Below are 13399 nucleotides of genomic sequence, written 5' to 3'. Positions count from 1 at the left end.
CGGCCTGTTCCTAACCCGCCCTACGACGGGTATGGAGCGATACGCCGCCGAGATCACCCAGCGCCTTGATGACCTTGTCGATCCGGTCGTCGAGTCAGTCTATCTGGTCGTTCCAACCGGTACGTTCCATGACTTTGCATTTCGAAATATCCGTGTGATCGAGACTGGTCGACTGATCGGGGGAAACCTCGGAGGCTATCTGTGGGAGCAGATCTGGTTTGCACGATTCCTGCTCTCGCACAAGGCAGATGGCTACCTACCACTGAACTTCGTACCCGTGCTCAAGCCAGATGTCGTCGTCACCATCCACGACGGAAACGCACTGAGCCATCCCGAGTTCTACCCGACGGTGCGGAAGCGTCTTTACCGGGTCTTGGCCTCGGTGCTCCTTCGCGTCGCACGTCGCAGGTCCTCCCGCATACTTACCGTGTCGCACGCTTCACGCGACGAGCTCGTGGACCGGTGCAATTTCAACGCCTCCTACGTCGCCGTGGCTCCCCCTGGGGTCGACCATATTACGGAAGACGCCTCGCGGACCGCGATGAACGTCCCCGAGCCCTTCTACCTCGCGTTGAGTAGCGCGACCTACAACAAGAACTTTGAATGGGTGCTCGAAACCGCGGTAGCCAACCCTAATCAGACATTCCTCATAGCCGGCAAAGGTGACTTCGATGCGATCCTCAAATCTCATGGATACCACGCTCCACCAGCCAACGTACGGCATCTTGGCTACGTATCAGACGAGCAACGCAACTGGCTGTACTCGCGATGTGCAGCGTTCCTCTTCCCTTCGAGGTACGAAGGTTTCGGTCTACCGCCGCTCGAAGCAGCTTGCCTGGGCGCACCAGTGATCGTGTCAGACATACCACCGATGCGAGAGATCTTCGGGGACGGCTTCCGTTACATCAATCCTGATGTGCCGGCGACCGACCTCCAAGCTGTCACGAATTGCCCTGACGTCGGTGCTCTACGTGCAGAATTCAGCTGGACAGCTTCAGCTGTCAAAATCTTGGCGCATCTCCGCAGAACACATGCGGACAAGCGCGGTGCAATCGTGCATGGAAAGCTGTCGAACTGATGATTGTCTACGGCGTAGCAGCACTCCTGTCGATGATCTTGGCTTCGGCACTCAACGTCCGAAGCTGGGACCAGATCGATGTACGACGGCCACTCGTCTACATCCCTCTGCTGCCCTTCCTGGCGGTCGCGGTCCTGCGGTCCGGGGTTGGGAAAGACACGGTCGGCGAGTGGTCCACGTATCCGCGCATATTCGAGTTCGTTGAATCCGGTCATTCCTATTCCGATGTCTTCAGCGTAATTCGCATCGAACCGCTCTACTACGCTTTGAACTGGGCCGTCACATGGTGTGGTGGCGATGCCTTCGTAATCTACGCAATAATGTCGGCGATATTTCTGATCTTCATGTATCGATTCATCATCGAGAAGTCCACGAACGTACCCCTTAGCCTTCTCCTCCTGTTCGCCTCCGACCTCTATATGTTTGCCCTCACGGGGATTCGCCAGGCCGCGGCCTGCGGCATCGCTTTCTACGCGTTGAAGTACGCGCAGAGTCGCCAACCGTCTAAGTATTTCGCATGGATCGCTGTCGCCACTGGCTTCCACTTCACCGCACTGGTCTTTGTCCTGCTGTATTTTTTCACGCGCAGGCGTGTGACGCCTGCAGGAGTGACAATCCTGATTCTCACAGGAATTGCCCTTGCGCTATCACCAGGAATTGTCAGAGAATTCAACTCGATATACTACGGAGCCGTCTACTTTGGCTCAAAATGGGACTATTCCAACTTTAATCTCGTACCCACGCTTATCACCACTTTCGTCGCGCTCGCGGCACTGATTCAGAGCCGAAAAATTGTCGATCGCGACCCTTCAATGCAACTCTTTATAAACATTACGCTAGTTAACTGTTTCCTGATGGCGATCTCATCACTATTGATAACACCGATTCGGCTTTACTATCTCTTTATACCTGCAGCTTTCGTACTGGTGCCTGCGATACTGGAATCTATCCCTTACGGCCGACAGCGTGAACTGGTACGTCCGGCGGTTGGCGCGATACTTATCGCCATCCTGTCACTTCAGATGGTGTACGAAGTATCAATATCCAATGATGCATACGGCACTTGGTCGTATCAATGGGTGTTTGGAAAAGAGACGAATGCTTAGAAAGCACCGTGTCGCAGTGATAATGCCGGAAATATACCACGGCGGTGCGGAGAGTCAATTTCGAATATTAGTTGAGAACCTAGATGCAGAGCGCCATTCGATCACGGTTTTTGTGGAAGGATCCTATGGGCGGAAGATGGATCAATCCGCAGAACAATCTTGGATCAGTAAACAGCAACGCGAAAAACAAGTTCGTTTCATATTCCTCGATAACCTCCGCACCAATGACGGACACATCCGCCGCCTAATATCTGCCGTCCGACTCGGCTTTTACCTGGTGCCTTACCTATTGAGACGCGAATTCGACACCGTAATAGTCTACTCAGCCATAGGGCTTCGACTAACCCCGCTACTGAGGCTATTCAGAGTGTTTGCCGTGTTTAGTGAAAGAAACGCCGCAGTCTACTCCAGGATGGATTTACTACGTAAGCGGGCCTACTTCACTTCTGCGAATGCAATCGTATGCAACTCTCTCGCAGCCAGCCAAAATTTTTCCCGGTACGGCTACAGGCCACTTGTCATAGAGAATGCGGTCGCACCGCCGCCACTTGTGCGCTCGGCGCGAGCACCCCGAGCAGCCGGCCAGATAGTCGTCGTTCCGGGCCGCATCGCGCCGATCAAGAATCAGACTCTCGTCGCCAGGGCCCTGCCGGCACTCGACGGAATCGTGTCCCGGGTGTATTTTGCGGGTGCAGTTGAGGACGTTGAATATCTCCAACAACTGAAAGATCTCGTCGCTTCGACCGGCTGGTGCTCACGCGTCGACATACTGGGATTCGTCCACGACATGGATACCCTATACGCCGACTGTGACCTCGTTGTGTTGCCCTCGCTGGCCGAAGGAATGCCGAATGTGCTGCTCGAGGCCCTCACACGGGAGGTTCCCTGTGTGGCCAGCGACCTAGCAAGCAACCGCGACGTGCTCCGCGATGACCGCCTTCTGTTCAGAGTGGATGATCCCAGCACGTTGGTTAAGTCGATACTTCACCTCGCTCGACTTAACCAAACAGACACCCGACAACTCACCATCGATCAGCGCCAGTACGTCACGACGCGATTCTCCGTGGAGAACCTCATCACCGGGTACGAAAGACTGTTCGCGTTGGCTCGAGGAGGTGGCGGGAATGGCCAATAGACTCACGCGAAAAGTGGGTCTCTACTTCATCGGGAACCTATCGACACGAATACTTGGCGCCGCAATCATCCCCGTATATGCGTTCGCGGTAAGTCCATCCGAACTAGGCCGCTACGATTACATTCTCACGATCGGACAGCTCGCCGCACCGCTCGCCTTTGTTGCGATCTGGGAATCCGCATTGCGTTTCTTGATTATCGAACCGACTTCCGATTCGGTGAAGTCGTCGATGTCAACTATCGTCATATTTTCAATTTCAATTTCGCTTTCATTTACGGTCCTTGCGCTGACAGTCGGTTGGGCTCTGAGCATTAACACTGCCAATCTCATCGGACTCGTGATGATCGCGTTGCTGTATGGGCTCGTGCAAGTATGGCAGTATTTTGCACGCGCGGAACAAGAAACACGCCTGTATGTGGTTTCGGGGATCGCCTCAGCTATCGTCACTTTCGCGCTGGTAATCGGCCTGGTGGTCGCGATGCGCCTCGGCTTTGCCGGTCTTCTGATCGCCTACGTGGCGGGACAGTTCATCACCGTCGCCATCATCGAGTTCCGAATGAGAGTAATTGGCCGAACATCGTTTCAGCACTTCGATCGTCGACTACTCATCGCAATGCTCAGGTATTCGGGACCGCTCGTAGTGAATCTACTAGCGGTCGGCTTGTTGGGTGGATTCGGGAGAATTCTCATATATAACACTATGGGAGATGCTGCCAACGGCGTGTATTCATTCGCGATGAAATTTGCAACAATAGTAGTCAGTCTCGGTACCGTCATTTCGATGTCTGTCATCGAAGAGGGACTCTTGAGGTCGTCCAGCAGCAAGGTTGGCGAGTTTTATTCTCGTGTACTGAACTCCCTGATATCAGCCCTTATTCTGTTCATCACCGCGCTGGTGCCGGTTCTATACCTATTCTTTAGAATGATTCAAGGCACCGAATACTCGAGCGCGAGAGACCTGGTGCCGATCTTGTTGCTATTCGCCGTCTTTAGTGTGCTTGGCACACAATTCGGATCGATATTTATGACCGTAGGAAAGACGGGCGCACTGGGAACATCTACGTTTATCGGTGCCGTGGCTACGGTCGTCGCGTCCATTCTTCTGATAAGGCCGATAGGACTCTCTGGCGTCGCCGCAGCATTACTGATCGGGTCCATGGTGATGATGGTTCTGCGATTCAAACTGTCACGCCGCCAACTCGAGTACTCTGTTTCAGGAGTACGCGCGTTCGGACTATCCGCGGCCTACTTGATCGCAAGTTTTTCCTGCTTTCTTGCGGCACAGTTTGCGGCCCCCTGGGTGACAGCGGCAATGACCGTTGTTATTCCATGCGCGTGTGCCTGGCCGTTTATAAACTCGCTGCGTGCCATCAAGGAGATTCCTGATGAAATCGAAGTTTGACGCCATTCAACATGTGGTGGCAGAGCTCCGGGAGAGTGGGGATGAAGCCGTCAGCGATGTCGGGGTGCTACTTCGAGCGCTGCTGACCCGTCCGCGGCGGCGCCTAGTGCTTTGGATTCGCCTGCAGGAATGGCTCGACGCGACCGGAAAGCACAGCCTGGCGCGCTTGGTTTCGGCTCGGATCTACAGTCGCTATGGGTGCATGATTTCGCCGACGGCGCGCATCGGCCGTGAAATAGCGTTCCCGCACCCGGTTGGGATTGTCATCGGGGATGGTGCGGTGGTCGGAGACAACTGCACCATCTACCAGAACGTCACTCTTGGAAGACAATCACTGGGACCCGGTGGATACCCAACCCTTGGAAGCAGGGTGGTGATTTTCGCCGGCTCGCAGATACTCGGCGAGATCGAGTTAGCAGATGGCGTCACCGTGGGTGCGTTGACCCTCGTAACAAAGAGTTGCTTGACTCCAGGTTCCACTCTCGTCGGAATCCCGGCTCGCGCGCTCGTGGCAAAGAAGACCGAGGCCTAGAGAGTGGAGAAGATGCACCGGAGGGACTTTCTCAAGCGGGTGGCTGGCGGCACCTGTGCGTTAGCTAGCGGAGTCGCCCTCCCGGCTACGATCGGTGGATGTGGGCGTGAGGCACCCGCGAAGGTCGCCGTTGCCACGCCAGCGGGCTTTTCGTGGACCGATCATCCACTGGTCGGGAAGGTCTTTGTCAGTCAGAACAGCGTTTTCTCAACCACATTCGACGCTACAACGAGAAAGTTCGTGGGCGGCGCTACCTACTACGTTGACGTAGAGCGAGGAAGTGACAACAACGCCGGCACAAGCGAGGACAGCGCTTTGCAGTCCATCGCGGCAGCCTGCGATAAGCCTGATGCCGGTACCGTTCGTGTCAAGGGCTACGGCATCGATAAGCCCTACTACCGGGGACGGGGTTTTAACAACAGGACTCAGAGTCGGCCGATAAACATCATCGGATACGGTCCGCTGCTTCCTTATGTGACCACACACGATGTTCTCACCTTCGCACCATGCCCCGGCAAAGCCAATGTCTACCAGACCACGCGTCCGAGTGTCACTGAGTGCATGGACATGGCCGGCGGGGCGCCCGGTACCCGGATGACAAAGACAACCAGTTTGGAAGCGTGCGAGGCCTCACCGGGGTCCTGGTACCAATCGGGCACAGCCCTGTTCGTGCACGCCATCAACAGTCGTAACCTCTCTTCTAACGGCGCATCTCGGATCTGGGCATTGCTCAACGTCCCGAATTTCAAGAGCGTCGGTGATCACACCAGCTATCTGGAGAACCTCGTTCTGTACGGGGGTATCGACTGCGTCAATGCCAGCGGATCGACACCGTCTGGCGGGACGCTGGTGCTGGTCAACGTGGAGACAGGCATGTCGGAAGCGGGTGGAGGGAACAATATTTCAGCACGAGGCGTCGACGCGGTTCTCGCGAGTTGTCGAACAACTCGCTCGGGTGGCGACGGCCACAACTATCACGCGTATAACGGCAAGGTTCCCAATGTCATCGAGATAGATTGTGTTGTCACTGATTGCAATCGCAGCAGAACCGACCAGAATTCGACAGCTCATGATGGGGCGAGAGTAATCCGCGTGGGTGGCACGTACCGCGACGCTGGCGCGGCGAATGTTGCCGATATCAACGGCACGGACGGCGAAGGTACCGAATCCTGGAATCTTGGATGCTCGGCCTTCGGCGCTGGTCCGGGGTACGCCAATTGGCAGTGTGGCAGCATAGATAACGCGGGGGCGGCACCAAAGATGTGGCTAGATTCATGCGACGCAGGTAAGGCCGAATACTCGACTGGAAGTTTCGGCGGAGGGTTGATTTACTCCCACAATTCGTCGCTAGAACGCAATCAGTCAAAAGTCACGCCATACTAGCCGTCACAGCAACAGTAAGTCGATTATCTCCACTAAAGGCGACGGTACATCTTGTACCACTGCGCAAATCTTCGAAGTCCGTCCTCGAGGCGAGTTGACGGTCTGAAATGATAGTCACGCTCCAACTCCGTCACATCGGCGTACGTTTCATAGACATCGCCAATCTGCATTGGAAGCAGGCGGCGCTCCGCCGCATGTTCAATGACGCCCTCCTCGAAGAGCACTCTTTCGAGCGTGCTCACAAACTCAAGAAGCGAGACAGGGTCGCTATTTCCAATGTTGTAAATTCGGGCGCTGACTCCTGAATCTTGGGTTCCAGGACCACCTTCGATAATACTGGCGATCGAAGAAACCACGTCGGCGATATACGTAAAGTCGCGACGTAGATCTCCCATATTATAGATATCTATCGGCTCCCGCTTGACCATCTTTTCGGTAAACTTGAAGTAAGCCATGTCCGGACGGCCCATCGGACCGTAGACTGTAAAGAAGCGCAGCCCGGTAGAAGGAATTCCATACAAGTCTGAATACGCATGCGCCATCACCTCATTGGCTTTTTTTGTTGCGGCGTACAAAGATACCGGCGAGTCTGTCCGGTGATCGAGCGAGTACGGAACAGTGCCACTTCTGCCGTACACTGAAGAAGAGGACGCGTAGATAAGGTGACGCACCGGGTAATGGCGACACGATTCGAGCACATTGAAAAATCCGACGATGTTCGAGTCGATATATGAGCGGGGGCTATCGACTGAGTATCGAACGCCGGCCTGCGCTCCGAGATTAATTACCACCTCAGGTCGATACTGTTCGAAAATCGCATTCAACGCTTCGGCGTCTGCGAGATCAGCTTCTTGAAAATGGAATCTATTCGACGTTACGTCGGCACTCGTGACCATCTGTAATCGCTCGTGCTTGATCGCGACGTCGTAATAATGGTTTAGATTATCCAAACCAACGACATCGTGACCTGTGTGTACTAGTAGACGCTCGCAGAGAAATGCGCCGATGAATCCAGCCGCTCCAGTGACCAAGATCGTGCTCACGAACCGCCCCTGCCTCTACTAGAGTTGAATGCCACAAATTCTCAGGCGAGATATACCACTTGTGGCTCCGCGCGGTAGCCTCCGCACAAAGATAAGCCATCACCGCGCAGACCTCGACTTCACCTGAGTAAACCGCAGAATCTCGCCAAAAGATCAGGCCCGAGAACGATGCACGGCGTTCACGAACAGGCTAGTTGACTTTCGATTCACGCTGTTCGTCGCAACCAGATGCTTCCTGGCCGGTCGCTACTCGCTTCAGGAAGGAACTGTCTGACAATCTCGGGGTGCTTCTCCCACATCCACGAGTTGAAAAAGAGAATCTCGAAAGAATTATTGAAGCTCAAGAACGCGCGCAACATGTACAGTTCATTCCAGCTGCGACCCTCATTGAGCCACGAGTCGATGTACTCAAAGGGGAAATGAATGTCATGGATGTGAATAATCACGCCAGGCTTCAGCCGCGGAAATACCTGGAAGAACAGCCAGTTGACATCACTTCCAGCCTTGCTCACGTGCGTGCTGTCCACGAAGAGGAAGTCCCCCTCGCCGAGAACGTCGAATTCTTCCAGCGGCACGTCTTGAAGGGGTTTTTTGTGCAAGGTTGTCCTTGCGTGATCCTTCTCCTCCAGTAGTCCAAGCAGGCGTTGTGGATACGGCTCGATGAAGGTTAACTCCGCGTCGTGCAGCCCCTTGTCACGTGCATCGAGTGCGACGGCTGACGAGAAGCCGGAACCAACTTCTATGATGCGCTTCGGTTGGAAGGCCCTCAGCATCGAGTAGTACACCGCTCCGTCACTGAGGCAATAAAAACTGTTCCTCGAGCTGTAGCGGTTCCAAGACTTTGAGAAGTCTGCCCATAGCGGCCCGATCGAGGTGGCGAGTTCAATTTGCTTGGCCTCGTTCAACTCATACGAGTTCGCCTCTTCCATGCGGCCACGCTGAGCGCGAGCTCTGTCGGCGTCGGCGGTACCTGTGAGAGGTGAATAGTAGTGACCAGGTGGAACCTTGAGACGCCTGCCCCATAGCTTTGCTGATTGCCGAAGCCGACCGGTTGTGCTCGTTAAGTTCATACCTAGCCTATTGATTCGAGGTCTGTGGAGCATTCGCGGTCACAATATGCATTGTCCCCCACTAATCGTCATAGTACGAGCTGGCACGTTTCGGGTCCAGGGATCGGTCTCACACCTCCAACGCCAGTTGTCCAAAGTTGTAGGACCGCCACGCAATGTCTGGCACTGGCCCTCCTGCGAGAAGAGTTTGCTGAATCGATCGCGGCGAATCGGATGGGCGGCACGCTCGGGCTTTTCTCACATGCTCTTGACTACATGCGCTCTGCCAGCGCTGAACTAGTGCGCGACCGGCTATCTGGTTTCACCACTACATGGCCGTTTCGACGGAATCCTATGGATACGGCTCGCGCCCAAAACCCAGGAGACTCTCGAACCCGTCGAATTCCATAGCAAAGGATCGGAGTGTCACTTGTTGCCACCAGCTCCGTGCACCCAAACTGATGCTGACCGGCAGTCTTGGATCAGGGCTGAAACATGAATGACATCCAATAGACGGGGCTCCGAGCTCACCACAGGGCACCGGACATGCTGCTCAGATAGACTCGACCCGTGCTGCGACGATTGCTAGCGATGCTGGCGGCGTTATTAATGGTCTGCGTCTTTCATCCGGCGACCACTCTCGCAACCGGCACTCTAGAAGCTGCCAACGCTGCACTTTCAGGCTTCGCGGGCCACCACGAGACTTCGCCTGATTTCACTCAGGTACCTGGCAGCAACGAGCAGCGGCTCAGCGGTCGCACCAATCAGTCCCTGTCATCGCATACGCGCTTGGCCAGTGCGTCTATTGCAGCCCCGAAGATCAAGGGCGGCAACATCGTTCCAAAGCCATTGGCAGGGCCTCCCGGACTCTGGGCTGAGTGGGACTGGACGAACTGGATCAAGCCGCAGGTCGACCGCGCAATGGCGCTTGGCCTCAACGCAATCCGCATAATCGGTGCTCCACAGGTCGTGCTCGCGCGTATCAATCCTGATCTGCCCGCCATCCCGCTGGCCACGTACATCGCACGCTGGGAACAACTCGCGACCTACTGCCAGGAAAACGGATTGCGCCTGTACCCGAGCCTGACCGAGAAATGGGCGTACATGTACACCCAGTTCGGCGGCCTCGGCGGTGTCCCTCCATGGAATTTTCGGGATCCGGCCGTGACATCGGTGATTACGGCATCGGCGGCGGCCTTGGCAAAATATCCCAACGTAATCGGCTTCGATATCTTTCAAGAGGGTGGCGGGAGCCATTCTGACGGCCTGACAGTTGATGACGTTCTCGCCCTTTACGCTGCGATTCGACGCGTCGCTCCCAACGTACCTCTCACAACCTCGGACTCAAGCGGTAGCTACCCGACGGCAGAAGCGTTCTGGCAGGACACCGAATCTCTGTCGTATCAGTTGTGGGTCCACCCTGACGGCGCTGATTTTGTCGACGTGCACATCTACCTGGAAGGCGTTGACCCCACTCAGATCGACTCCTTGATTCAACGCACCAAACTCCCGGTGCTCATCGGCGAATACGGTGGTGGTCAGGACATCCCTGCACATGCTCGGATCGCGCGGTATGAGTCAGCACAGCGTCTGCACAACCGCGTCGATATTCTCGGATCCTTCGTGTGGGCGCTGGCAGATCAAGGAACTACGGACGACAAGAGGTTCGGGGTCTTCGACAACACCGGCTTCTCTCAACCCTCGTACCCATCGACAGACGGGGAAACACCCCTTTCAACAACGTCTGGTCAACGGCCAGAACTGGTTGATGCCCTTAGTCATTTCGGGGATTGAAGATCCAGGCCGCTCACGGACCTCAGCTGCGCGGCGTTTCAGGAGCAGGTGGCCGCGCCCGCAGTCATCGTCCCGTTCATCTCACAGGCAAGCCGTTGAGTAGCCTGACCACCATGCCAAACGCGTCCCTCCTGACCCTGCTCCAGGAACGCGCCATCGCGACTCCCGACGCCGAAGCCTTCACCTTCACCGACTATGACGTCGACCCTGCCGGTGTGGCTGAGACGCTGACCTGGGCGCAGGTGCACCGCCGCACGCTCAACGCGGCGCTGGAGTTCGAGCAGTACGGGTCCCCCGGCGACCGGGCGCTGATCATCGCTCCGCAGGGCCTGGACTACATCGTGGCGTTCCTGGGCGCCATGCAGGCCGGTTTCATCGCTGTGCCCCTGTCGGTGCCGGTGCCCGGCTCGCATGATGAGCGGGTCAGCGCCGTGGTCGCCGACACCTCGCCAGCGGTCGTGTTGACCACCTCGGCGGTCGCCCACCTCGCCACGCAGTACGTCGACGACGGTGCCGCGATGATCGCGGTGGTGTCCGTGGACAACCTGGATCTCGACAGGCCCGCCCCCACGAGCTCCGCGCCGGCAAAGGGCCCGGATACCGCCTATCTGCAGTACACCTCGGGGTCGACTCGGTTGCCGGCCGGCGTGATGATCAGCCACCGCAATCTGCAGGCGAACTACGAGCAGTTGATGGCCGACTACTTCGCCCAGCACGGAGGCGTGCTCCCCGACGGCACCAAACTGGTCTCGTGGCTGCCGTTTTACCACGATATGGGCTTGATGCTCGGGATCGCGGGGCCCATCTTCGCCGGTCACGCGGCGGACCTGATGAGCCCGCTGGCGTTCCTGGGCAATCCGATGCGCTGGGTGCAGGCGTTGTCTCGGCCCAGGTACGCGTGGTCGGCCGCCCCTAACTTCGCGTTCGATTTCGCGGCACGGCGCGCCAGCGAGGCCGACCTGTCCGATCTCGACCTCAGCGGGATCCTCGGCATCATCAACGGGGCCGAGAGGATCCATCCGCCCACCCTGGTGAAGTTCAACGAGCGGTTCAGCGCCGTGGGCTTCCGGCCCGAGATGATGGTGCCCTCGTACGGACTTGCCGAGGCAACTGTCTTCGTGGCCAGCGGCAACAGCGGCCGGGTGCCCGAAGCCGTCGAGTTCGCCGCCGAGGATCTGGTCGAGGGCGTCGCGACCCGCAGCCCGGGTGGGTCACCCCTGATGAGGTACGGCATGCCGGTCTCGCCGCTGGTACGGATCGTCGACGCCGACACTTGCCGACCATGTCCGGACGGCACCATCGGCGAGATCTGGACCCACGGCGAGAACGTCTCCGCCGGGTACTGGTGCAAGCCCGAACAGACCGGGTCCGCCTTCGGCGCGACGCTGGCGGATGCGCCGGCGGGTACCCCCGAGACGGGGTGGCTGCGTACCGGCGATCGGGGCTTTATCTCGGAAGGCGATCTGTTCATCGTCGGACGCATCAAGGACATGCTGATCGTGCGGGGCCGCAACTACTACCCCGAAGACATCGAGGCCACCGTTCAGCAGATCACCCGCGGCCGGGTGGCGGCCATCGCGGTGCCCGACGAGCAGACCGAGAAGTTGGTCACCGTGATCGAGCTGAAGAAACTCGACGGTTCCGACGACCTGGCCGTGGTGAAAAACGATGTGACCGCGGCGATTTCACGCGCACACGGACTCCATGTCGCCGATATCGTACTGGTGGCGCCCGGCTCGATCCCGACCACCACCAGCGGCAAGATCCGCCGCGCCGCCTGCATCGAGCAGCACCGTCAAGGGCAGTTCGTGCGACTGGACGTATAGGAGCGGCCGGTTGGTAGTCGATTCCGAAGGCGTAATGTCTAGATTGCCCCGCTGACTGGTGAAGACGCCTCGTCTGTTTACGAGGCAACCCGAGCGATCGATGACGCCAGAGCTCCGCACAGGTGAGCCGCAGATTGCATTCTTCGGTTCAACGAGTTCTGCGATACCGAATTACAGGAAATGTCTTATCAGAACGGCAAACGCGCGGTCGCTTACTCCCCGCCGAGGAAGTGCAGGGCAGCAATCCTTCCAAACCTGACAAGAACCTGCTTGTTCACTGAATGGCGCAAACGTCTGACAAATCTAGTTACGCGGCAAACCTCAGCCGCCCATCTTTCAGAGCAAAGAACCATGATGGAAAGCGCCCGTGACCTGTAGTCACGGGCTCGAAACTCCTCATTTAAGAGCCCGATCTGCGTGGTAGCCTGCAATCCCACTGCCCAGCGATGGTCAGAAGTATTCAACGCCTGCACTAGCAACAGCTGACCACGCGGAGGGTTGCCATGCTTTCAAAGGTCTTGCCAAACGCGATCATTCTCACCGCGATTTCAGCTTCTGTCATGACTTTTGCCGCTCCAGCCGAAGCGAAGGGCGATCCTCTTATCGGCAAGACGTATTCCGAGGCGCAAGGACTGATCTCCAATTGGCATGGCACGTTGGTGGTTGCATCAATAGTTGGCGATGTCCAAGATCGCGACAAGTGCACCGTGGCTAGTTGGCGTAAGACTAAACCTCTCGATGGCAGCGGAAAGCCCAGCGGCCCGTCGTCCTATCTGTTGAACCTGAACTGCAACATGCTGTTGGCTGACTCGGGATCACCTGGCGCCTCCGCAGGGTCCCCAGAAGGTCGAAACCGAAAAGGCATCGAGAAGAAGGCCGCTCACCTCAACAAGGATCAGAGCTGGTGCTATGAGAGCAAGAAACAGTACGACAATTGCGTGAACTTCTGCGCCAAGTATGACGACCTTTGCCACTTCACTCTGAGTTGATCCCGGACCTGGGCATCCGGGCAATCAACCGGCAGCGAGTCCAACATCCCTGTACGACAATG

The 13399-nt window shown here is 56.9% G+C and carries 11 protein-coding genes and 1 pseudogene; 10 read left to right on the top strand and 2 right to left on the bottom strand.

Annotated features, from left to right (window positions below):
- The first annotated feature begins 31 nt into the window (after window positions 1-31).
- The 7 genes and pseudogenes from FHU31_RS03015 (at window position 32) to FHU31_RS02990 (ending at window position 6636) form a co-directional block, all read left to right on the top strand.
- Window positions 32-1078 (top strand): glycosyltransferase family 4 protein, encoded by a 1047-nt coding sequence (locus tag FHU31_RS03015; RefSeq protein WP_167155745.1) that lies wholly within the window; start codon window positions 32-34, stop codon window positions 1076-1078.
- Window positions 1078-2184, top strand: a complete 1107-nt coding sequence (locus FHU31_RS03010; RefSeq protein ID WP_167155741.1) for an EpsG family protein — start codon at window positions 1078-1080, stop codon at window positions 2182-2184. The genes FHU31_RS03015 and FHU31_RS03010 overlap by 1 nt, the downstream gene beginning before the upstream one ends.
- Window positions 2177-3319, top strand: a complete 1143-nt coding sequence (locus FHU31_RS03005) for a glycosyltransferase family 4 protein (protein ID WP_167155738.1) — start codon at window positions 2177-2179, stop codon at window positions 3317-3319. Before FHU31_RS03010 ends, FHU31_RS03005 begins: the two co-directional genes overlap by 8 nt.
- On the top strand, window positions 3309-4721 hold the full coding sequence (locus tag FHU31_RS03000) for an oligosaccharide flippase family protein (RefSeq protein WP_167155735.1): 1413 nt from the start codon (window positions 3309-3311) through the stop codon (window positions 4719-4721). Before FHU31_RS03005 ends, FHU31_RS03000 begins: the two co-directional genes overlap by 11 nt.
- Window positions 4705-5253: a serine O-acetyltransferase gene (locus FHU31_RS02995; protein ID WP_167155732.1), complete on the top strand. Its 549-nt coding sequence runs from the start codon at window positions 4705-4707 to the stop codon at window positions 5251-5253. Before FHU31_RS03000 ends, FHU31_RS02995 begins: the two co-directional genes overlap by 17 nt.
- A 12-nt stretch (window positions 5254-5265) precedes the next feature.
- Window positions 5266-5328, top strand: a pseudogene (locus tag FHU31_RS32135) (twin-arginine translocation signal domain-containing protein); the annotation flags it as partial.
- 165 nt (window positions 5329-5493) lie between these two features.
- The gene (locus FHU31_RS02990) at window positions 5494-6636 is read left to right on the top strand and encodes a hypothetical protein (RefSeq protein WP_234901126.1); all 1143 of its coding nucleotides are present in this window, start codon (window positions 5494-5496) and stop codon (window positions 6634-6636) included.
- A 32-nt stretch (window positions 6637-6668) separates the two neighbouring features.
- On the opposite strand, the gene FHU31_RS02985 is transcribed toward FHU31_RS02990, so the two are convergent.
- Both FHU31_RS02985 and FHU31_RS02980 read right to left on the bottom strand, forming a co-directional pair.
- On the bottom strand, window positions 6669-7679 hold the full coding sequence (locus FHU31_RS02985) for an NAD-dependent epimerase/dehydratase family protein (protein WP_167155727.1): 1011 nt from the start codon (window positions 7677-7679) through the stop codon (window positions 6669-6671).
- Window positions 7680-7885: 206 nt separating this feature from the next.
- On the bottom strand, window positions 7886-8608 hold the full coding sequence (locus tag FHU31_RS02980) for a class I SAM-dependent methyltransferase (protein WP_167155724.1): 723 nt from the start codon (window positions 8606-8608) through the stop codon (window positions 7886-7888).
- A gap of 690 nt (window positions 8609-9298) precedes the next feature.
- Between FHU31_RS02980 and FHU31_RS02975 the strand changes: the two genes are divergently transcribed.
- The 3 genes from FHU31_RS02975 (at window position 9299) to FHU31_RS02965 (ending at window position 13337) form a co-directional block, all read left to right on the top strand.
- The gene (locus FHU31_RS02975) at window positions 9299-10522 is read left to right on the top strand and encodes a glycoside hydrolase family 5 protein (RefSeq protein ID WP_167155721.1); all 1224 of its coding nucleotides are present in this window, start codon (window positions 9299-9301) and stop codon (window positions 10520-10522) included.
- A 113-nt stretch (window positions 10523-10635) separates the two neighbouring features.
- Entirely contained in the window at window positions 10636-12348 is a 1713-nt protein-coding gene (locus FHU31_RS02970) for an AMP-binding protein (RefSeq protein WP_167155717.1), read from the top strand.
- 503 nt (window positions 12349-12851) lie between these two features.
- A complete protein-coding gene (locus FHU31_RS02965) occupies window positions 12852-13337 on the top strand; it encodes a hypothetical protein (RefSeq protein WP_167155714.1) in 486 nt (161 codons plus the stop codon).
- Window positions 13338-13399 lie beyond the last annotated feature (62 nt).

It is taken from the genome of Mycolicibacterium fluoranthenivorans (genome assembly GCF_011758805.1).
GTDB lineage: Bacteria > Actinomycetota > Actinomycetes > Mycobacteriales > Mycobacteriaceae > Mycobacterium > Mycobacterium fluoranthenivorans.
This window is presented reverse-complemented; position numbering and strand designations above follow the sequence as displayed.